This window comes from Pseudomonas sp. GW821-FHT11G12 (genome assembly GCF_058808055.1).
In genome coordinates this window covers 202,082-222,541 of sequence record NZ_JBXARH010000005.1, presented here as the reverse complement: position 1 = coordinate 222,541, position 20,460 = coordinate 202,082, and the positions used below count along the sequence as shown (strand labels likewise).

The window sequence follows — 20,460 nt, the reverse complement described above, 5'->3', positions numbered from 1 at the left end:
AACACGGGACATCAACACGCGGAGGGGCACTCACTGTGCATATCGCTGAAACCACGCTGGCGCGCCAACACGGACTTCACGCATGAGTCGCGGCATTCTGTTGCTGATCGGTCTGCTGGCGGCGGTGCTGATCCCTTCTTTACTGGGTGGCGGTGAAACCTGGACCCGGCTGCAAGCCTTTCCTCTGCACTGGCTGCAGATCCTGCTGGCCATGATTCTGCTCTGTTGGGGCATCAATACCTTGCGCCTGAGATTGCTGCTCGGCGATCAGCGTGAACGGGTCACACCGCTGAAAAGCCTCGGCGTGGTCATGGCGGCCGAATTCGCCTGGTGCGCCACACCCGGCGGCACTGGCGGGCCGCTGACGATCATGGCGCTGCTGGCCCGCAGCGGCGTGCGCCCGGCCCGGGGCAGCGCGGTGTTTGCGATGGATCAGTTGAGCGACTTGCTGTTCTTCCTGTGTGCACTGGGCGGGATTCTGATTTATGCGCTGTTCCAGCATCTGAGCGACCGGATGGAATGGCTGCTGACTGTCAGCGCCATATCGCTGTTCGGCGGGCTGTTCAGCTGTGTGCTGGTGGCGCGTTATCACCGCACGCTGATTCGCTTGAGTGGCCGGCTGCTGGCGCGCATGAACGTGCAACCCGCTACGAGGTGGCGCTGGGCGCGCAAGCTGCTGCATTTTCTTGCGGCGTTCACCGATGCCCTGAAATTGCCGCGACAAACGCTGTTCAAGGTGTTTGCCCTGACCTGCGTGCATTGGTCGCTGCGTTACAGCGTGCTGTATCTGGCGCTGCGCGGGCTGGGGGCGGACGTGCAGTGGGCCTGGACGTTCCTGATTCAGATGCTTTCACTGGGCGCAGGACAATTCAGCCTGTTGCCGGGCGGTGCCGGGGCGGCGGAGCTGACCTCGGCGGCGCTGCTGGCGCCCATGGTCGGGGCTTCGACCGCTGCGGCGGCGATTCTGATCTGGCGGGCGATGACGTTTTACTTCTACCTGCTGGTGGGCGGGCCGATTTTTCTGCTGATGCTCGGGCGTCCGCTGCTCAGGAAGCTGATGAAGGTGCGCCAGGCTTAGCGTCGTCCGGTTTCTCTTCATTGAGCTGTTCCCACAACGCGGCGGCGTCGGGGAAGTCCGTGCCATCCTCCGGGCCCAGGTCATCCGGGTCATAGCGGCTCAGGCAGCCTTCACCCAAGGTGGCGGGCGCTTTGGAGGTGGCTTTGTCCAGTGGATCGCTCATGGGCATGTCCTCAAGGGCTGAAACAGGGCGAAAAAAAGGGCCTGAAGCGATTGAACGCCCAGGCCCTTTGTTTTTCAACCGTAAAGGGTTCGATCAGAACACGACGGTCTTGTTGCCGTGCACCAGCACGCGGTCTTCAAGGTGATAACGCAGGCCACGGGCCAACACCATCTTCTCGACGTCACGGCCGAAACGCACCATGTCTTCGATGCTGTCACTGTGGCTGACGCGCACCACGTCCTGCTCGATGATCGGGCCGGCGTCCAGCTCTTCGGTCACGTAGTGGCAGGTCGCACCGATCAGCTTCACGCCGCGCAGCGACGCCTGGTGATACGGCTTGGCGCCGACGAACGACGGCAGGAAGCTGTGGTGAATGTTGATGACCTTGTGCGCGTATTCGCGGCACATGTCCGGCGGCAGGATCTGCATGTAGCGCGCCAGCACCACCACTTCGGCATCGTGCTGCTTGACCAGGCGCGACACTTCGTCGAAGGCCGGTTGCTTGTCCTGCGGATTGACCGGGACGTGGTAATAAGGAATGCCGTGCCACTCGACCATGCTGCGCAGGTCGTCGTGGTTGGAAATTACGCAGGAGATCTCGCAATCGAGTTCATCGCTGTGCCAGCGGTGCAGCAGGTCGGCCAGGCAGTGGGACTCACGGCTGGCCATCAGCACCACGCGTTTTTTCTGCTCGGTGTCGGTGATGCGCCAGTCCATCGAGAACTCTTCGGCGATCGGTGCAAACTTCTCGCGCAACACCTCGATACCGAAAGGCAGGGAATCGGCACGGATTTCGTGACGCATGAAGAACCAGCCGACCTGATTGTCCGAGTGGTGGCTCGCTTCGGTGATCCAGCCATTGTGGGCCGCCAGAAAGTTACTGACTTTGGCAACGATGCCAACGCGGTCCGGGCAAGAAATCACCAGCCGAAAAGTGCGCATGAGGGGGAAACTCCAGAACTTCGCAAAGGCGGCCATTCTAGCGACTACGCCGCAAAACTGCAGTATTGATGAGCCTTGAGCCCCGGCAGGCCTCGCCACAGTTTTTTTGACGCGGACAACCGTCAGGATGATGGCGCAGTAATAGCCATGCACCAACGGATCTCTGTGAATATCTGTGAAGACTGCATCACATTATTTAACTGAATATTCAATTCAGGGCTTTTCAACGCAACTAATTCAAATAAAAAGCCCTGTTAAATGTTTACTTGATGAAACAGCCTGACTATTATTGCCGCACTGTCCCCTGCCATCGTGCACTCCCAATAAGGTAGTAATCATGTCCTTGATCAACGAATATCGTGCCACCGAAGAAGCAATCAAAGAGCTGCAAGCCCGTTTGAAGAACCTGTCGCAAGACGACAAACTGCAAACCGAGCTGGAATTCGAAGGCAAACTGCGCACCCTGATGGGCGAATACTCCAAATCCCTGCGTGACATCATCGCGCTGTTGGATCCAGAGTCCAAAACCAAGGCCCCACGTGGCGGCGCAGTAAAAACTACCGGCACCAAGCGTGCTCGCAAAGTTAAACAATACAAAAACCCGCACAACGGTGAAGTCATCGAAACCAAAGGTGGCAACCACAAGACTCTGAAAGAGTGGAAAGCCAAGTGGGGCGGTGACGTGGTTGAAGGCTGGGCTACCCTGCTGGGCTAAGCCGCAACCCTTGTCGCAGACCCGTCTGCGACACCAAAAAAAACGCCAGCATCCGCTGGCGTTTTTTTATGCCCGTCGTTCAAGCGACGGGCATGTTCGATTTCAAAGATTCAAACGTTTGCGCAATGCCTGGACATAATTCTGCCATTCAACCAGCACCTCGCGCTGTAATGGCGTGGCACTAAGCAGCCATTGCTCTGCGGCCTCTGTAAAAGATTGCAAGGTATTAGGAGCCCCCCATTCAGGCTCGGACAAGCGCTGCCGACAAAAGATTTGCCAGCGTTCTTGCTCTTCGAAATTCAACGTATCCGGAAAGTTACGCGCTCGATATCGAAACAACAATTCAGGCAAACGTTCGTCATCGAACGGCCATTGCTCTCGCGCTAATTGAGCAGGATCTGCCGTCCTCACTTGCTCACATAGTCGCCGGTCACGATCACCGATAAATCCGTCGTACAACTGTTGTTCGGGATCTTCACTCGGGGTGAAATCTTCGCTGGCATAAATCGCCGCGACTTTATCTTTCCAAACTTGTTGTGCGTCACTTAGTCGCAATGCACGCGCCTGATACAGCGCCATGTCCAGACCCAGACGCTGCTGATCTTCAGCTCTCAGCACCGACAACGGCGCCACCACCGGGCACTTGTTGATGTGAATAAGCTTGAGCGGCACCGGCAACTCGCCTTCGGCCAGATCATCACGACGGGTATACAGACGCTGACGCAATGTCTGCGCATCCAGGTCGAGCAGGCCCTGCGGGTCCAGGTGCAGATCACAGACGATCAACGCGTTCTTGTTGCGCGGATGCCAGGCCAGTGGCAGCACCACACCGACATAACTGCGCGCCGCCGAGAAGCGTCCGGAAATATGCACCATCGGCTGCAACAGGCGAATCTGGTCCATGACCTTCTGCTTGCTGCGCAACTGGAACAGCCAGTCATACAGTTTCGGCTGTTTCTCGCGGATCAACCGGGCCAGGGCGATGGTGGCGCGCACGTCCGACAACGCCTCGTGGGCATTGCCGTGATCGATGTTGTTGGCGGCGGTCAGGCGCTCGAGCTTGAGCGTGACCTTGCCTTCATCATCGGTCGGCCAGACCAGACCATCCGGACGCAACGCATAAGCAGCGCGCACCACATCGATCAGATCCCAGCGACTGTTGCCGCCCTGCCATTCACGGGCATAAGGATCGAAAAAGTTGCGATACAGGCTGTAGCGGGTCATCTCGTCGTCGAAGCGCAGAGTGTTGTACCCCGCGCCACAGGTTCCGGGAGCAGCGAGCTGGGCGTGAACCCGGGTCATGAAATCAGCTTCGCTCAAGCCGTGCTCGGCGAGACGGCTCGGGGTGATACCGGTGATTGCGCACGCCGCCGGGTGCGGCAGGATGTCTTCGCTGGGCTGGCAGTAAAGATTGACCGGCGCGTCGATTTCGTTGAGTTCGTGGTCGGTGCGGATCCCGGCCACCTGCAACGGACGGTCACATCGGGGATTGATGCCGGTGGTTTCGTAGTCGTACCAGAAGATGGAAGTCACGGGTGGTTCCTGAACTGAAGATCGGCAAAGTCTAGGCGTTCTACGGCGGTCGCGGCCAGCGCGGCATCATTCAGGCACATTTGGTTGAACGATGTGTATGACATAGTTATGTCGTTTTCCCCCGAGAGACTGCTAGCATCGGACTCACTTGCATCCCGATCCGGCAACATCAGGTAGCCCATGCTCGAGACCACAGCACCGCCAAGGAAAGCAACGCTGGCCCCGCCACTGGACACGCGGTATCAGGTCGAAACGCCGGAAGGCATCGACCTGCCGCTGCGTCCCGCCGGCCTGATGGTGCGTGCCGTGGCGTTCACCATCGATCTGGGTTTGCGCGGGTTGATCATGGGGCTGCTGTTCATGCTGCTGGCGTTGCTCGGCAAACTCGGTATCGGTCTCGGTTCACTGCTGCTGTTCGCGGTGAGCTGGTGGTACATGGTGCTGTTCGAAGTGCTGCGTCAGGGCCGTTCGCCGGGCAAGCAATGGATGGGCCTGCGGGTGGTGCACGACGATGGCACGCCAGTGGGCTGGTCGGCCTCCTTGTTGCGCAACCTGCTGCGTTTTGTCGACCTGATGCCATTCGGCTATTTCCTCGGCGCCATCAGTTGCCTGCAACACCCGACCTTCAAACGCCTCGGCGACATCGCTGCCGGCACGCTGGTGATCTACAGCGAACGCCCGCTCAAGCGTCCGCAGTTGCCTGATGCTGAGCCCCGTCGCTCACCGATCCCGCTGACCCTGACTGAACAACGCGCCCTGCTCGCTTTCGCCGAGCGTCAGGGCGAACTGTCGACGGCGCGGGTCAATGAACTCGCGGCGTTGCTCGCTCAGCCACTGCACATCAGCGCACCGAAAGCCGTCGGTGAACTCAACGGCATCGCCCGCGGCCTGCTGGGGCCGACATGAAGCAAAGCCTTTTCGAAACCCGCCACAAGGCCGAATGGGAGCGCTTTACGCTCGCCCTCGAACGTCTGGAACGAGGCAAGGACACTTCGCAGGTGGCCGAATTTCCCAAGGCCTATCGCCGACTCTGCCAGCATCTGGCACTGGCGCAGGAACGTGGCTACAGCAGTTTTCTCGTCGACTCGTTGCAACAGCTCGTACTGCGCGGTCATCAACAAATTTACCGTCATCGCAGCCAGCTCGGCGCCAACCTGCTGAGTTTCATCCTGGCCGGCTTTCCAAGGCTGGTACGCGCCGAATGGCGCTTCGTACTGGCCGCCGGGTTGCTGTTCTTCGGCAGCCTGACCGGTTTCGGTTTGCTGGTGTACCTGTTCCCGGAGCTGGTCTACAACCTGATCCCCGCCGATCAGGTGCGCGAGATGCAGAGCATGTACGACCCCACCGCCGGCCACCTCGGACGCTCGGCCGAACGTGCGGCCAGCGAAGACTGGGTGATGTTCGGCTACTACATCATGCACAACATCGGCATCGCCTTTCAGACCTTCGCCAGCGGTTTGCTGCTGGGCGTGGGCAGTGCATTTTTCCTGTTCTACAACGGTTTGATCATCGGCACCGTGGCCGGGCACCTGAGTGAAATCGGCTTCGGCCAGACCTTCTGGTCCTTTGTGATCGGCCACGGTGCCTTCGAACTCACCGCCATTGCCCTGGCCGGCGCGGCGGGACTGAAACTGGGTTGGGCGTTGATCGCGCCGGGACGCCTGACACGCGGCGAGGCCTTGAGACACGCGGCGCGCCAGAGCGTATTGCTGATCTGCGGCGTGATGCTGTTCCTGTTGATCGCCGCGTTTATCGAGGCTTATTGGTCGTCGCGCACCGGGGTCACACCGCAGACCAAATACCTGGTCGGTTCCGGACTCTGGCTCTGCGTGGCGACCTATCTGCTGTTCGCCGGAAGGACCCGCCATGCGCCTGAGTGACGCCACCGTGGTGATCCGCCCGCGTACCACCTGGGAAGCCATGGACCTGGGCGTGCTCATGAGCCAGCAACATCGGCGCTTGCTGATGACCAGTTGGGCCATCGTCACCCTGCCGCTGTTCGTGGTGCTCAGCCTGCTTCTGTGGGATTCGCCGTCGCTCGCGGTGTTCATCTTCTGGTGGCTGAAACCGGCGTACGAGCGCCTGCCGCTGTACATCCTGTCCAAAGCCTTGTTCGGCGAAACGCCCACACTGAAACAGGCATTACGCCAGTGGCCAGAACTGCTTAAACCGCAGTTGCTGGCGAGCCTGACCTGGCGACGCCTGAGCTTCAGTCGCAGCTTCCTGATGCCGGTGGTGCAACTTGAGGGCCTGGGCGGCATCGCACGCCAGCAGCGTTTACGGGTGCTGCTGCAACGCAATGCCGGCGCGGCCCAGTGGCTGACGATCATTGGCGTGCATCTGGAAACGGCGCTGTGGATCGGCCTGATGGTGTTGTTCTACCTGCTTCTGCCACAACAGGTCGAAACCGATTGGGACTGGCAAAGCCTGATCTTCGCGGCCGACCACCAATGGCGCTGGCTCGAGCATCTGACCAATGCCTTCTATGCACTGATACTGGTGATCTGGGAACCGATTTACGTCGCCTGCGGTTTCAGCCTCTACTTGAATCGGCGCACCGCGCTCGAAGCCTGGGACATCGAACTGGTGTTCCGCCGCCTGCGTCAGCGCCTGAACAGCAGCGCACTCGGTTTGCTGCTGGTGGTGTGTCTTTTGCTGCCGGGAGTGCCTTCGGCATGGGCAGCCGACCCCGCCACCGCTCCGGATGCGCCCCGACTCCTGAATCAGCCGCTGACCAGTCAGGCATCCCGCGACAGCATCAAGGCCTTGCTTGAACAACCACCCTTCAAGAACAAGGAAACCATCACCCGTTATCGCTTTGGCGAAGACCCCGCCACCACCGAAAAACCCAAGGACGGCAAGGCGCCGCAATGGCTGAAAACCTTGCTGGGCTGGCTCAACGGCCAGCATCTGAACGGGCTGGCCAAGGCCATTGAAGTGTTGTTGTGGGCTGCCGTGATTGGGGCAGTCGGCTGGTTGATCTGGCGCTATCGCGATTTTCTGCAAACGTTCGTCAGCCGTCGCCCGCGACTGCCCGAGCGAATAAAGCGCCCCGTGCCACAGCAAGCCTTCGGCCTCGACCTGAGCCGGGAAACCCTGCCCGACGACATCGCTGCCAGCGCCGAACAACTCTGGCAAACCCAACCCCGCGCGGCGCTCGGCCTGCTGTATCGGGCGTTGCTCAGTCATCTGCTGCACGATTTCAACCTGACCCTGAAACCTGCTGACACCGAAAGCGAAGTGCTGGCTCGGATCGAACACCTGCAGCGTCCGGACCTGCTCGCTTACAGCCACAGTCTGACCGGCCACTGGCAGAACATGGCCTACGGGCACCGCGTACCGGCGGCGCATCTGCAACAGGAATTGTGTGACGGCTGGCGGTCCTTGTTCGGCCGTGGAGTTGCCCGTTGAACCGGCGTGCACTCTGGCTGGTCGGCGCGCTGATCGTCGCCCTGTTGGGCGCATTGGGCATTTATCTGTACCTCAAGGCCACGCCTTACCAGGCCGTGGTCGATCACGGCCCTTCCCCCGCCGCGCAAGCCAATCCTTATCTGGCGGCGGAGATGTTTCTACGCGGTCGCGGGATAGCCGTCAGTCATGCCGAGAGTCTCGCCGTATTGCCCGAGATCGACCCTCGCCGGCACACGTTGCTGCTGTTCAACGACCGCTCGAACATGCCACCGCGTCAGGTCGACCAAGTTTTGAACTGGGCCCGGGCCGGCGGACGACTGGTGTTCGTCGCCGAATCGATCTGGGATGAAAAGACCGGCCAGAGCAATGACCTGCTGCTCGACCGCGTGCAACTGCATCAGTCCCTGAGCAAGGATCTGAAAGACCCGCCGCCGGATGCCGACGACGATCCCTACCCCAACCTGACCAAGCTCTATCTGGAAGACGAAGACGCTCCCGCCTACGCCGGGTTCGACACCGCGTTCCACCTCGACGATCCGAAAAACCTTGCGCAAGCCTGGGCCAACAGCGCCCGCGCCACGCACATGATGCAACTGCCCTACGGCCTCGGCACGATCACCGTGGTCACCGATGCCGATCTGTGGAAAACCCCGGCGATTGCGCAGCACGACAATGCCTGGCTGCTCTGGTACCTGAGCGCCGACACCGCCGTGACCTTGCTGTACAACACCGAACATGACGGTCTGCTGACCCTGCTCTGGCGCTATTTCCCACAAGCCATCGTTGCCCTGCTGGCGTTGATCGGTCTGTGGTTGTGGCATGTCGGCGTGCGTCACGGGCCGGTGCAGGCTCCTGCCCCGAGCGGTCGTCGTCAGTTGATGGAACACCTGCGCGCCAGTGCCGATTTCATCCTGCGTCACAACGGTCAACAGACCTTGCTGCAAGCCTTGCAGCAGGACGTCCTGCGCCGCGCCCGCCATCGTCACCCCGGTTTCGACCAATTGAACGTCGCCGAACAATGGTTGGCCCTGTCACGCCTGACCCGCCAGCCGACCCGTGCCATCAGCCAGGCCCTGAGCCCGGCACCGAAGCGGCGCCTGTCCAGCGCCGAATTCTGCCGTCAGGTCGCCCACCTGCAAGCCTTGAGGAACTCGCTATGACCGAACACATCGAACCCGGCTCGCCCAGCCACGCGGCCCAGCAACGTCACCGAGCCAGTCAGTTGGCCCAAGCGGTACGCGGTGAATTGCAGAAGGCGCTGATCGGCCAGAACCCGGTAATCGACGACGTGCTGACCGCGCTGATTGCCGGCGGTCACGTGCTGCTCGAAGGCGTTCCCGGCCTTGGCAAAACCTTATTGGTACGCGCCCTGGCCAAATGCTTCGGCGGCGAGTTCGCCCGCATCCAGTTCACCCCGGACCTGATGCCCAGCGACGTCACTGGCCACGCGGTCTACGACCTGCAGACCGAGCAATTCAAACTGCGCAAAGGCCCGTTGTTCACCAATCTGCTGCTGGCGGACGAGATCAACCGCGCCCCGGCCAAGACGCAGGCCGCCCTGCTCGAAGCGATGCAGGAACGTCAGGTCACCCTCGAAGGCCGGGCACTGCCGATTGCCCAACCGTTCATGGTGCTCGCCACGCAAAACCCGATCGAACAGGAAGGCACTTACCCGTTGCCCGAGGCCGAGCTCGACCGCTTCATGCTCAAGGTGCGCATGGATTACCCCGACGCCGATCAGGAGCTGGACATGGTGCGCCAGGTCACCCGCTCGACCCGCGCCGACATGCTCGATGTGCAGCCGCTACGCACCGTGTTGCAGGCCAAGGACGTGCAAGCCTTGCAACGCATCGCCAGTGATTTGCCGCTGGACGATCAGGTACTCGACTACGCCGTGCGACTGGCGCGCAGCACCCGCACCTGGCCGGGGCTGAGCCTCGGTGCCGGCCCCCGCGCTTCCATCGCACTGGTACGCTGCGCCCGCGCCCGAGCCTTGTTGCGCGGTGGCGAGTTCGTGATTCCCGACGACATCAAGGGCTGCGCACTGGCGGTGTTGCGCCACCGCGTGCGCCTCGCACCGGAGCTGGACATCGAAGGGCTGCAAGTCGATCAAGTCCTTCAGCAATTGCTCGACCAAGTGCCGGCGCCGCGCCTGTGAAACCCTCGCGCCTGCTGTTGATCTGGCTGGCGATCCTGCTGGCCATCGGCATTGTGCTGGGCGCGTTGCAGGCGCTGAACGTCGAGGTGCCTTCGAGCCTGCTGTCGATCAACTGGGGATTGTTGCTGGCGTTGTTTGCACTAAGTCTGCTGGATGCCCTGCGCCTGAAGCGCATGCCCTCGCCCCGCGTGCAACGACAGATGCCCGGCAGCCTGGCACTCGGTCGCTGGAGCGAAGTGCGGCTGGAGATCGAACACGATTTCGACCAGCCACTGGCCATTCAAATTTTCGACCACGTACCCGACGGCTTGAGCTTTGAACACCTACCGCTCAACACCGAGCTACAACCCGGCCAACGCAACCTGATCGGCTATCGCCTGCGCCCGCTCAAGCGTGGCCACTTCACCTTCGAAACCTGCGAACTCAACCTGCCGAGTCCCTTCGGCCTGTGGTCCGGCAAACGCCTGCTGAACATCACCGACCACACCCGCGTCTACCCCGACTTCGCCCGCCTCTACGGCGGCCAGTTGCTGGCGGTCAACAACTGGCTCAGCCAGCTCGGCGTACGCCAGCGCCAACGTCGTGGCCAGGGGATGGAGTTTCATCAACTGCGGGAGTTTCGCGAAGGCGACAGCCTGCGCCAGATCGACTGGAAAGCCACCGCCCGCCATCGCACACCGATTGCCCGGGAGTACGAAGACGAACGAGATCAACAGATTGTTTTCATGCTCGATTGCGGGCGGCAGATGCGCAGTCAGGATGGGGAGCTGTCGCATTTCGATCATGCGTTGAATGCGTGTTTGCTGTTGAGTTATGTGGCGTTGCGCCAGGGGGATGCGGTGGGGTTGTCTACCTTCGCCAGTGATCAGCCTCGGTTCATTACACCGATCAAAGGTACGGGGCAGCTCAAGGTGTTGCTCAACAGTGTTTACGATCTGGATAGCACGCGACGTTCTGCGGATTATCCGGCAGCGGTGAATCAGTTGCTGACCAGACAGAAGCGCCGGGCTTTGGTGGTATTAGTGACCAATGTGCGGGATGAGGCTGATGAGGAGTTGCTGAATGCCGTCAGACGCCTGAGTCAGCAGCATCGGGTACTTGTGGCCAACCTCCGCGAGAGCACGCTTGAAAATGCACGGCATTCGCGGGTGCAAACAATAGAGCAGGCCCATGAGTACTGCGCAACAGTGGACTATCTGAATGCCCGAGCGATACTCCATGAACGGTTGAGTGCTCAAGGAGTGCAAGTGATGGATATCCCCCCCAGCGAATTGAGCACGGACGTAATATCACGATATCTAAGCTGGAAGAAATCTGGAGCGCTCTGACCCCTCTCAATCTCACACTCGAGGGGATCAAATAAAATCACAATAATCAAGAGAACCTCAACGAAGTAAAAAACCTTAAGGCGCAGGCATTGATAAAACGGTGCTGCTCATCCAAGGAGTATCAAAACCTCCTCACGATCCAACTAATTTGAGTAGACATCTCTAGTCAACTCACATTTGCAAACACCGCTGCTATCCTTGGAGCTTCTCTAACGGAGTCTCAGAATGCCTGCTAAATACTCTCTATCGGACGTGCTGGAAAGGATGTATCAGAACCAACTCGGCCTGGAAGCCGCCCTGATGGAGTTGGTACTCCAGGTCGAAGCTCAGGGAATGGTGGAAACCGGAAAAAACGTCCGTGAAGCACTTTTTACAATTGGAGAAAACGCCGGTTTCATCAAACAAGGCTTGGCCAAGCTGAAAGGAGAACACCACGGCTAAATTCCGGCTTTTCAGACATATGTCCCAGAGATGTTCGATGTCTTTCGCCTATAAGTCGTGCCTTCCAAAACGAATCGTTGATTGGAAAGACTCTTACAACTTGGTTCTCAAAATCTCCTCGCTGACCACGGCTACTGTAGTCCTGTCCTGCCCGTAAAGTTTCTCTAGCTTAGGATTGAAACCGTTGCCCTTTCAGCACTTGAGGACGATTGCAAGGCGGGGGAATTGAGGCTACAGCAACTGACGCTTTTACCTACACATATGAGCGAATCCGCTGGCTTGTGCACCTTGACGTTGACCCGTAACTTGATCCCCGTCGCTACCAATCAGCGGCCGGGTTTAGTCGCCCGAGGTAAGATAGGTTTGCAAACGCGTCATCCAGTCGGGTATTCCCTATCCCTGCACTAGATGGTGGCTGTGAGCAGGGTGCCCCCGGGCACGCCGGAAAAAAGCCTTACTTCCCCGGTCGACTAACCTGCTTACAGCTGCCACCCCTCGTTTAGTCGCGAAGCGGTAACAGCCCAACTTATTAGGAAGTTAGGTATGTTCAAAGCAACACCAAATCCTCCGTCGGATATCGATCCAACGGACACGACTGATCAAACTGACCCGGTCTCCCCCTACGCTTCAATCGACTCAAAAAAACTCCACGACGCCGCCCACCGGGCCCTCGATTTCTACCTCAATCCCTCTCCCGAGAAACCGCGCAACTCCGTGGATCGCGGCATGCAGATGTTCAAGGTCGATCCCGACATTAACCCCGAAGCCATCGCCATCCAGACCTACGAAACCTTTTCGTCAGTCAGCATCCTGCTGCTCGACCTGGCGGACAGCCTGGACGACAAGCCGCGGCATCTAGCGATGGCGATCTATCAACTGAGCGAGTTAGGGTTGTTGCTGGTGGAGAAGACGCTGGATAACGAGCGGGCGATTGCGATAACCGCGTAAGAAAAAAGGGCCACAACCTGCGGCAGGTTGTGGCCCTTTTTTGTTTTCAGGCCGAAGCCGGCAACGGCTGAAAACTGAAGTACTGCTTCAACGCCTCGACCAGTTGCCCATATTCGGGCGGTGTCCGGTACAGGCTGAAGCCGGCGTCGTAGTGTTGGGGGGTCGCGTCTTCGTGGCACCACAGGCAGCAGGCCGTCAGGTCGATCACCTGCTGGCAGCCCTCGCCCAGGGGGATCTTCAGGCGCAGTTTGAATTCGGCACCGATCATCATCGGCAACTGGCTGATCAGCATCAAACCGTCTTCAGAGACGTTGCCCAGAAAGCCGATGGGTTTGTCGGTGACGCTGTTGAACACTCGCAGAAAATACGGCAACTGGTGCCGTTCGATTCGACGGTCGGTAAACATGAGCGTATCGCCATGCATGGCCCGGTAAACGGGCCGCACTGTGCTTCGGAACGAACCTGCCCTACAGGTCCGCTCTCCCCGCTTCCGGTGTGGCACTTGCCACGTCTATCTCATGCCAGTCGCAGGTGTTGCGCCGGTACAGAGTGCATCTGCACCGGTGTCTGAGGACTATAGCTCACCTTGTACAGCCAGCCAGCTTTTGTATGACAACCGCCATCAAAAGCGAGTTGGACGCACCACGGCCGCTGCGCTACGGGTCGGGTAATGACCCAGGCTCTGCAGGGTTTCCAGACGCGCGCGGGCGCGGTAGGCGTATTCGCTGTTGGGGTACGAGGCGATGATGAACTGATAAGTCTGCGCCGCATCGACAAACATTTTCTGCCGTTCCAGGCACTGGCCGCGCATCATCGACACTTCCGGCCACACGTAAGGGCGGGCACGGCTGGCGCGTTCGACCTTGGACAGTTCGAGCATCACCTGCTCGCAATTGCCCCGGTCGTAGGCGCTGTAGGCGTTGTTCAAATGATGGTTCATCGACCAACGGGTGCAGCCCGTGACGGCGAGGACGCTGAGGGCAAGGGCGGCAATGGGCACGAATCGCATGGGGTATTCTCCTGTCTTGTGATCATTATCGACCTCTGGCGAGAAATCTTCAGAGCCCTTTGCTCCGATTGTCGCGTTCAATAAAGAAAACAATAAGTAGTGCAAACGAACAATGACTACACCCAAAGAGCGTAGTAGCCTCTGCGAGCGCTTGAACCTGAGGAGTCTTTGCATGTCCGTCCGTCGTACCAAAATCGTCGCTACCCTTGGCCCGGCCAGTAACTCGCCGGAAGTTCTCGAACAGCTGATTCTGGCTGGCCTGGACGTCGCCCGTCTGAACTTCTCCCACGGCACCCCCGACGAGCACAAGGCTCGCGCGAAGCTGGTGCGTGACCTCGCTGCCAAGCACGGCCGCTTCGTCGCCCTGCTGGGTGACCTGCAAGGCCCGAAAATCCGTATCGCCAAATTCGCCAACAAGCGCATCGAGCTGAAGATCGGTGACAAGTTCACCTTCTCCACCAGCCATCCGCTGACCGAAGGCAACCAGCAGGTTGTCGGTATCGACTACCCGGACCTGGTCAAGGACTGCGGCGTGGGCGACGAGCTGCTGCTCGACGACGGCCGCGTGGTGATGCGCGTTGATACCGCGACCGCCACCGAACTGAACTGCACCGTGACCATCGGCGGTCCGCTGTCCGACCACAAAGGCATCAACCGTCGCGGTGGCGGCCTGACCGCTCCGGCCCTGACCGAGAAAGACAAGGCCGACATCAAGCTCGCCGCGGAAATGGAAGTCGACTACCTCGCTGTGTCCTTCCCGCGTGACGCCGCCGACATGAACTACGCCCGTCAACTGCGCGACGAAGCCGGCGGCACCGCTTGGCTGGTGGCGAAGATCGAACGCGCCGAAGCCGTGGCCGACGACGAAACCCTCGACGGTCTGATCAAGGCTTCCGACGCCGTGATGGTTGCCCGTGGTGACCTGGGTGTGGAAATCGGCGACGCCGAGCTGGTGGGCATCCAGAAGAAAATCATTCTGCACGCACGCCGCCACAACAAGGCTGTGATCGTGGCGACCCAGATGATGGAGTCGATGATCCAGAACCCGATGCCGACCCGCGCCGAAGTGTCCGACGTGGCCAACGCCGTGCTCGACTACACCGACGCCGTGATGCTGTCTGCCGAATCCGCTGCCGGCGCTTATCCGCTGGAAGCCGTGCAGGCGATGGCGCGCATCTGCGTCGGCGCTGAAAAGCACCCGACCAGCAAGACTTCCAGCCACCGCATCGGCAAGGAATTCGAGCGCTGCGACGAGAGCATTGCGCTGGCGACCATGTACACCGCCAACCACTTCCCGGGCGTGAAAGCGATCATCGCGCTGACCGAAAGCGGCTACACCCCGCTGATCATGTCGCGTATCCGTTCGTCGGTGCCGATCTACTGCTTCACCCCGCACCGCGAAGCCCAGGCCCGCGCAGCAATGTTCCGTGGCGTGTACACCGTTCCGTTCGACCCGGCTTCGCTGGCACCGAACGAAGTCAGCCAGAAGGCCATCGACGAGCTGGTCAAGCGCGGCGTTGTGCAGAAGGGTGACTGGGTCATCCTGACCAAGGGCGACAGCTACCACACCACCGGTGGCACCAACGGCATGAAGATCCTGCACGTGGGCGACCCGCAGGTCTGAGTGACCGGTTGCTGAAAATGAAAAGCCCCGCCATGTGAATGGCGGGGCTTTTTCATTTCAGATTGATCGTTCCCACGCTCCGCGTGGGAATGCCTCAATGGACGCTCCGCGTCCGCTTCGGCATGGGACGCGGAGCGTCCCGGGCTGCATTCCCACGCAGAGCGTGGGAACGATCGGTGCACGGAGTGCGGCGGCGGTCGGCGGTCGGCGGTCGGCGGTCGGCGGTCGGCGGATATCTCAATGGCGTTTGATGAACCCGGTCAACGCCGCCAACGCCTCCGGCGAACGAAGCCGCTGGGTGAACAGCGCGCCCTCCTCCTCGATCACCTTGCGAATCAATTCGCGATCCGGCGCCCGCATCAATTGCTTGCTGATCCGCACCGCTTCAGCCGGCAGCTCGTCAAACCGCAACGCCATCTCCCGCGCCTTGGCCAGTGCTGCTTCGCCGCTGCCCAGTGCCTCGGTGGCAATCCCCCAAGCCGCCGCTTGTTCACCGGTAAAACCTTCACCCAGCAACAACAGCTCCGACGCTTTGGCCTGCCCGAGCAAACGCGGCAGGATCAGGCTGGAACCGAACTCCGGGCACAACCCGAGATTGACGAACGGCATGCGCAACCGCGCATCTCGCGCCACGTACACCAGATCGCAATGCAGCAACAGCGTCGTGCCAATCCCCACTGCCGCCCCGGCCACGGCAGCGACCACCGGTTTGCGGCATTCGAGCAGTTCGAGCATGAAGTGAAACACCGGGCTGTCGAGGTCGCTCGGCGGTTGCTGGATAAAGTCGGCGATGTCGTTGCCGGCGGTGAAGCACTCGGCGCTGCCGGTGATCAGCACCGCGTTGATCTCGGGGTCTTGATTGGCCTGCTTGAGCGCCTCGGCCAACTGGCTGTACATGGCGCGGGTCAGGGCGTTTTTCTTGTCGGGGCGGTTGAGGCGCAGGGTCAGCAAACCGCGTTCGCGGTGCAGCAGGATGGCTTCGGGCATGGCAGGTCTCGCGTCTGAAGAATCAGCGCTCAACCACGGCTCAGGAAGACATCGGCCAGCAGTTGATTGCGCGGCAGTCCGGCCAGGAACAGACGCTTGGCAAACGCGTCAACGCTGGCAGTCGAGCCGCAGACTAAGGCCAGCGTTTGTCGGGAGACAAGGCGCAGTTGCGCCAAAGCGGCCGGCAACTCGGCCGCCGTCCACAATTCGACGCTGAGGTTTTCCCGCTGCGCGGCCAGTGCTTCAAGGGGTTTGGCCAGGTAATGCCCGTCGGCATCATGGGCCAGATGAATGACGCGAATGGCGCCCCGATGATCCTGACGCAAGGCTTCGCGCAACACACCGAACAAGGGGCCTAGTCCGGTGCCCGCCGCCAGTAGCCACAGCGGCCGGTCGTGCCAGTCCGGGTCGTAATGCAACGCACCGCCGCGCAGTTCACCGAGGCGGATCGGGTCGCCGATCTGCAAGCGACGCGCGGCATCGCTGAATTCACCGGGCTGGCGGCAATCGAGGTGGAATTCAAGAAAACGGTCTTCTTCCGGCAGGCTCGCCAGCGAATACGGCCGCGCAACGTGGCCGGCCCACAGCACCAGATGCTGGCCGGCGCTGTAGCGCAACGGTCGCTGGGGTGTCAGGCGCAACCGCAGCACGCTGTCGCCGAGCCAGTCCAGCGCTTCGACCGAGGCCGGGCGACCATCGGTGACGGGATCGAAGGTGTGCACCTGCAAGTCCTCGATCACCTGACACTGACAGGCCAGGCGCCAGCCCTGATCACGCTGTTCAGCGCTCAAGGCATCGGGGCGACTGTCAGCAGGCAGACCTTGCACGCATTGCACCAGACACGCATGGCAACTGCCGGCGCGGCAGCTATAAGGCACCGCCACACCGTTCTGATTGAGAGCATCGAGCAGGTTGCTGCCCGCCGCCACCGACCACTTTCGTTCACCGACCCGCAGTTCAGGCATCGACGTTCTCCCACGCGGCTGCGCAACGGTTGCGCCCGTCGCGTTTGGCCCGGTACAGCGCCTGATCGGCGCGCTGCAAGGCGTCATCCAGATCATCGCCCAGTTCCAGCAGGGTCATGCCGGCAGACAGGCTAAGGTTTTTCACATTCAGGCCCACCAGTTCAACGTCGGTGAAGGCGATGCGCAGCCGTTCGCAACAGGCGGTCAGCCGCTCGGCGTTGCAATCGGGCAGCAGCACCACGAATTCTTCACCACCATAACGGGCCAGCACATCACCGTCACGCAGACAGGCACCGGCCACTCCGGCGAAGGCTTGCAGCACCTGATCGCCGGCCGCATGACCGTGTATATCATTGATGCGTTTGAAATGGTCGAGGTCGATCAGCGCCAGACCGTGCACCACGTCGGCTTCCATCGCGTTCAATTCGCGGGTGGCCAGGCGCAGGAAATGCCGGCGGTTGAACAGCCCGGTCAGTTCGTCGGTGGCCACCAGGTCTTCGAGCTGGCGCATCATCCCGCGCAGGGTGTCCTGATGCGCCTGCAAGGCAAACCGGCGCTGGCGCATGCGTTGCCGTGAGGTCTGGACGAAGCGTGCGTAGATCACCAGCCATGCCAGCACGATCAACAGAATGCACGCCTGCAACGCGGAGAGCGCTGGATCGTGCAGGCGGAAGTGGTAACCGTCCCACAGCGTGATGGCGCAGAAACTGAAGAACACCAGCATCGCGCAGCGCACAAAGGCCCGGCGCGACAAATGGAACAGGCCGAACAGCAGGATCAGCACATAGAAGACCAGGAACTCGCCCCGCGCTTCTTCCAGATGCGCGATCAGCCATGTCTGCCAGCCAAGGCCGAGCAGCACTTGCGCTTCGGTCAGGCTCGGGTCGGAGAACCGCAGGTTGGCGCCTGAGAAAAACACCGCGAACAGGGTCGCCTGGCTGATGACCACCAGGGCGCTGCCGACAGCGACGCCTGTCAGCGAATCTTCGTAGTGTCCGGTGAAATACGCCAGCCACAGCAGCAGCAAGGCCAATCCATAGGTGGCTGCAGCGAGGGCGAAGCGTTTGAGCAAAAGACGTTGAATGGCGTTATGGGTCAATCGTTGACTCACCGTGCGATAAGAGGCTGACCGAGTGTCCTACTCTACAGACCGGCTGCCACTTTAGTGGCGTAGTCGATAAATGACCATTGATTTTCGGGCCGGATAATTGGCGTCAAAAAAGCCCTTGAGTCCGCCCCTCCCGGGTTCCCGGAGCGCCCGCCAATAGCGCCGGCCGCGCGTGATTTTTTGTCGGCCTTCGCCGTCCGCAAACAGCGAACCGGACGCAGCGCTTGCAGACCACATCGACCGGCTCCTGCCATGCGACCAACGAATGACTACCGGCGCGTGTCACCACCAGGGAGGCGCGGTATACTGCCGCGCCTTTTTAGCGTCGCGCCAGCAGCCCCGGCGTGCCTTGAAAGGTGTCTGCGACCGACCGATGCACCCAAGCCGCAGGCACCTTATTGAATGTTCCCGTCTTTTAGAGGAGCGCGACTCATGACCGTGATCAAGCAAGACGACCTGATTCAGAGCGTTGCCGACGCCCTGCAATTCATTTCCTACTACCACCCCGTGGACTTCATCCAGGCGATGCACGAAGCCTACCTGCGCGAAGAATCGCCAGCGGCCCGTGACTCGATGGCGCAGATCCTGATCAACTCGCGCATGTGCGCCACCGGCCACCGGCCGATCTGCCAGGACACCGGTATCGTGACCGTGTTCGTGCGTGTGGGCATGGACGTGCGTTGGGATGGCGCGACCATGAGCCTGGACGACATGATCAACGAAGGCGTGCGCCGCGCCTACAACCTGCCGGAAAACGTCCTGCGTGCCTCGATCCTCGCCGACCCGGCGGGCGCTCGTAAAAACACCAAGGACAACACCCCGGCGGTCATCCACTACTCCATCGTCCCGGGCAACACCGTGGAGGTGGACGTAGCGGCCAAGGGCGGCGGTTCCGAGAACAAGTCGAAAATGGCCATGCTCAACCCGTCCGACTCGATCGTCGACTGGGTGCTGAAGACCGTTCCGACCATGGGCGCCGGCTGGTGCCCACCGGGCATGCTGGGCATCGGCATCGGCGGCACCGCCGAGAAAGCCGCCGTCATGGCGAAAGAAGTGTTGATGGAGTCCATCGACATTCACGAGCTGAAAGCCCGTGGCCCGCAGAACCGCATCGAAGAAATGCGTCTGGAGCTGTTCGAGAAGGTCAACCAACTGGGCATCGGCGCCCAGGGCCTCGGTGGCCTGACCACCGTGCTCGACGTGAAGATCATGGATTACCCGACCCACGCCGCCTCGCTGCCGGTGTGCATGATCCCGAACTGCGCCGCCACCCGTCACGCCCACTTCGTATTGGATGGCTCCGGCCCGGCGACCCTGGAAGCGCCACCGCTGGACGCCTACCCGGAAATCGTCTGGGAAGCAGGTCCGTCGGCCCGTCGTGTCAACCTCGACACCCTGACCCCGGAAGACGTGCAGAGCTGGAAGCCGGGCGAAACCGTCCTGCTCAACGGCAAGATGCTCACCGGTCGCGACGCCGCGCACAAGCGCATGGTCGAGATGCTGAACAAGGGCGAAACCCTGCCGGTGGACCTCAAAGGTCGCTTCATCTACTACGTCGGCCCGGTTGATCCGGTCGGTGACGAAGTGGTTGGCCCGGCTGGCCCGACCACCGCCACGCGGATGGACAAGTTCACCCGTCAGATCCTCGAGCAGACCGGCCTGTTGGGCATGATCGGCAAATCCGAGCGCGGCCCGACTGCGATCGAAGCGATCAAGGACAACAAGGCTGTGTACCTGATGGCCGTCGGCGGCGCCGCTTATCTGGTAGCGCAAGCGATCAAGAAGTCCAAGGTACTGGCGTTCGCCGAGCTGGGCATGGAAGCGATCTACGAGTTCGAGGTCAAGGACATGCCGGTCACCGTTGCGGTGGACAGCAAAGGTGAATCGGTCCACATCACCGGTCCTGCGATCTGGCAACAGAAGATCAGCGAGAGCCTTGCGGTGGAAGTGCAGTAAGCTATTTGCCTTATAAAAACGGCCGGCTCATCCAAGTGGATAGCCGGCCTTTTTTTTGAATGTATAAAATTCGCACAATAATGCAGGGGAGGTT

Annotated in this window: 20 protein-coding genes; 12 read left to right on the top strand and 8 right to left on the bottom strand. The window is 60.6% G+C overall.

Annotation, left to right across the window (positions count from 1 at the left end; genetic code table 11):
• The first annotated feature begins 82 nt into the window (after positions 1–82).
• Positions 83–1,078, top strand: a complete 996-nt coding sequence (gene gpgF / locus AC1RR7_RS17295; protein ID WP_493158055.1) for a glucosaminyl phosphatidylglycerol flippase — start codon at positions 83–85, stop codon at positions 1,076–1,078.
• Here gpgF and AC1RR7_RS17290 read toward each other — a convergent pair.
• Together AC1RR7_RS17290 and purU are read right to left on the bottom strand one after the other, a co-directional pair.
• Positions 1,047–1,241 (bottom strand): hypothetical protein, encoded by a 195-nt coding sequence (locus AC1RR7_RS17290; protein WP_096818328.1) that lies wholly within the window; start codon positions 1,239–1,241, stop codon positions 1,047–1,049. The two genes, gpgF and AC1RR7_RS17290, sit on opposite strands and share 32 nt — an antisense overlap.
• Before the next feature lie 93 nt (positions 1,242–1,334).
• Positions 1,335–2,183, bottom strand: a complete 849-nt coding sequence (gene purU / locus AC1RR7_RS17285) for a formyltetrahydrofolate deformylase (RefSeq protein ID WP_007912774.1) — start codon at positions 2,181–2,183, stop codon at positions 1,335–1,337.
• 337 nt (positions 2,184–2,520) lie between these two features.
• Here purU and mvaT point away from each other — a divergent pair, with 337 nt between their 5' ends.
• The gene (mvaT, locus tag AC1RR7_RS17280; RefSeq protein WP_007933316.1) at positions 2,521–2,898 is read left to right on the top strand and encodes a histone-like nucleoid-structuring protein MvaT; all 378 of its coding nucleotides are present in this window, start codon (positions 2,521–2,523) and stop codon (positions 2,896–2,898) included.
• Between the two features lie 102 nt (positions 2,899–3,000).
• On the opposite strand, the gene sbcB is transcribed toward mvaT, so the two are convergent.
• Positions 3,001–4,431: an exodeoxyribonuclease I gene (sbcB, locus tag AC1RR7_RS17275; protein WP_493158054.1), complete on the bottom strand. Its 1,431-nt coding sequence runs from the start codon at positions 4,429–4,431 to the stop codon at positions 3,001–3,003.
• Between the two features lie 180 nt (positions 4,432–4,611).
• On the opposite strand from sbcB, the gene AC1RR7_RS17270 reads away from it, so the two are divergent.
• From AC1RR7_RS17270 to AC1RR7_RS17235, 8 genes are all read left to right on the top strand, one after another.
• Positions 4,612–5,337 (top strand): RDD family protein, encoded by a 726-nt coding sequence (locus AC1RR7_RS17270; RefSeq protein WP_192558848.1) that lies wholly within the window; start codon positions 4,612–4,614, stop codon positions 5,335–5,337.
• Positions 5,334–6,311, top strand: a complete 978-nt coding sequence (locus AC1RR7_RS17265) for a stage II sporulation protein M (protein ID WP_493158053.1) — start codon at positions 5,334–5,336, stop codon at positions 6,309–6,311. The genes AC1RR7_RS17270 and AC1RR7_RS17265 overlap by 4 nt, the downstream gene beginning before the upstream one ends.
• Positions 6,298–7,842: a DUF4129 domain-containing protein gene (locus tag AC1RR7_RS17260; RefSeq protein ID WP_493158052.1), complete on the top strand. Its 1,545-nt coding sequence runs from the start codon at positions 6,298–6,300 to the stop codon at positions 7,840–7,842. The genes AC1RR7_RS17265 and AC1RR7_RS17260 overlap by 14 nt, the downstream gene beginning before the upstream one ends.
• The gene (locus AC1RR7_RS17255; protein ID WP_493158051.1) at positions 7,839–9,002 is read left to right on the top strand and encodes a DUF4350 domain-containing protein; all 1,164 of its coding nucleotides are present in this window, start codon (positions 7,839–7,841) and stop codon (positions 9,000–9,002) included. The genes AC1RR7_RS17260 and AC1RR7_RS17255 overlap by 4 nt, the downstream gene beginning before the upstream one ends.
• Entirely contained in the window at positions 8,999–10,000 is a 1,002-nt protein-coding gene (locus tag AC1RR7_RS17250) for an AAA family ATPase (protein ID WP_096818339.1), read from the top strand. The genes AC1RR7_RS17255 and AC1RR7_RS17250 overlap by 4 nt, the downstream gene beginning before the upstream one ends.
• On the top strand, positions 9,997–11,328 hold the full coding sequence (locus tag AC1RR7_RS17245; RefSeq protein ID WP_493158050.1) for a DUF58 domain-containing protein: 1,332 nt from the start codon (positions 9,997–9,999) through the stop codon (positions 11,326–11,328). The genes AC1RR7_RS17250 and AC1RR7_RS17245 overlap by 4 nt, the downstream gene beginning before the upstream one ends.
• Positions 11,329–11,553: 225 nt before the next feature.
• Complete coding sequence (locus AC1RR7_RS17240) at positions 11,554–11,769, top strand: hypothetical protein (RefSeq protein WP_102621260.1); 216 nt, start codon at positions 11,554–11,556, stop codon at positions 11,767–11,769.
• Between the two features lie 543 nt (positions 11,770–12,312).
• Positions 12,313–12,717 carry a DUF6124 family protein gene (locus AC1RR7_RS17235; protein WP_102621259.1) on the top strand — a complete coding sequence of 135 codons (405 nt, stop codon included), beginning with the start codon at positions 12,313–12,315 and terminating at the stop codon, positions 12,715–12,717.
• Positions 12,718–12,763: 46 nt separating this feature from the next.
• Here the strand turns inward: AC1RR7_RS17235 and AC1RR7_RS17230 are convergent, their stop codons facing one another.
• On the bottom strand, positions 12,764–13,123 hold the full coding sequence (locus tag AC1RR7_RS17230) for a PilZ domain-containing protein (RefSeq protein ID WP_096818351.1): 360 nt from the start codon (positions 13,121–13,123) through the stop codon (positions 12,764–12,766).
• Positions 13,124–13,339: 216 nt separating this feature from the next.
• Entirely contained in the window at positions 13,340–13,726 is a 387-nt protein-coding gene (locus AC1RR7_RS17225; protein ID WP_007951249.1) for a tetratricopeptide repeat protein, read from the bottom strand.
• A 172-nt stretch (positions 13,727–13,898) separates the two neighbouring features.
• Here AC1RR7_RS17225 and pyk point away from each other — a divergent pair, with 172 nt between their 5' ends.
• Positions 13,899–15,350 carry a pyruvate kinase gene (gene pyk / locus AC1RR7_RS17220; protein ID WP_096818355.1) on the top strand — a complete coding sequence of 484 codons (1,452 nt, stop codon included), beginning with the start codon at positions 13,899–13,901 and terminating at the stop codon, positions 15,348–15,350.
• Between the two features lie 237 nt (positions 15,351–15,587).
• Here pyk and AC1RR7_RS17215 read toward each other — a convergent pair whose 3' ends face one another.
• The 3 genes from AC1RR7_RS17215 to AC1RR7_RS17205 are packed head-to-tail and all read right to left on the bottom strand — an operon-like array spanning position 15,588 to position 18,401.
• A complete protein-coding gene (locus tag AC1RR7_RS17215; protein ID WP_493158049.1) occupies positions 15,588–16,337 on the bottom strand; it encodes an enoyl-CoA hydratase-related protein in 750 nt (249 codons plus the stop codon).
• Positions 16,338–16,366: 29 nt separating this feature from the next.
• Positions 16,367–17,302 (bottom strand): iron-sulfur-binding ferredoxin reductase, encoded by a 936-nt coding sequence (locus AC1RR7_RS17210; RefSeq protein WP_102622785.1) that lies wholly within the window; start codon positions 17,300–17,302, stop codon positions 16,367–16,369.
• Positions 17,295–18,401 (bottom strand): GGDEF domain-containing protein, encoded by a 1,107-nt coding sequence (locus tag AC1RR7_RS17205; RefSeq protein ID WP_096818361.1) that lies wholly within the window; start codon positions 18,399–18,401, stop codon positions 17,295–17,297. Before AC1RR7_RS17205 ends, AC1RR7_RS17210 begins: the two co-directional genes overlap by 8 nt.
• A 441-nt stretch (positions 18,402–18,842) precedes the next feature.
• On the opposite strand from AC1RR7_RS17205, the gene AC1RR7_RS17200 reads away from it, so the two are divergent.
• Positions 18,843–20,366, top strand: a complete 1,524-nt coding sequence (locus AC1RR7_RS17200; protein ID WP_096818362.1) for a fumarate hydratase — start codon at positions 18,843–18,845, stop codon at positions 20,364–20,366.
• The last annotated feature ends 94 nt before the right edge of the window (positions 20,367–20,460 follow it).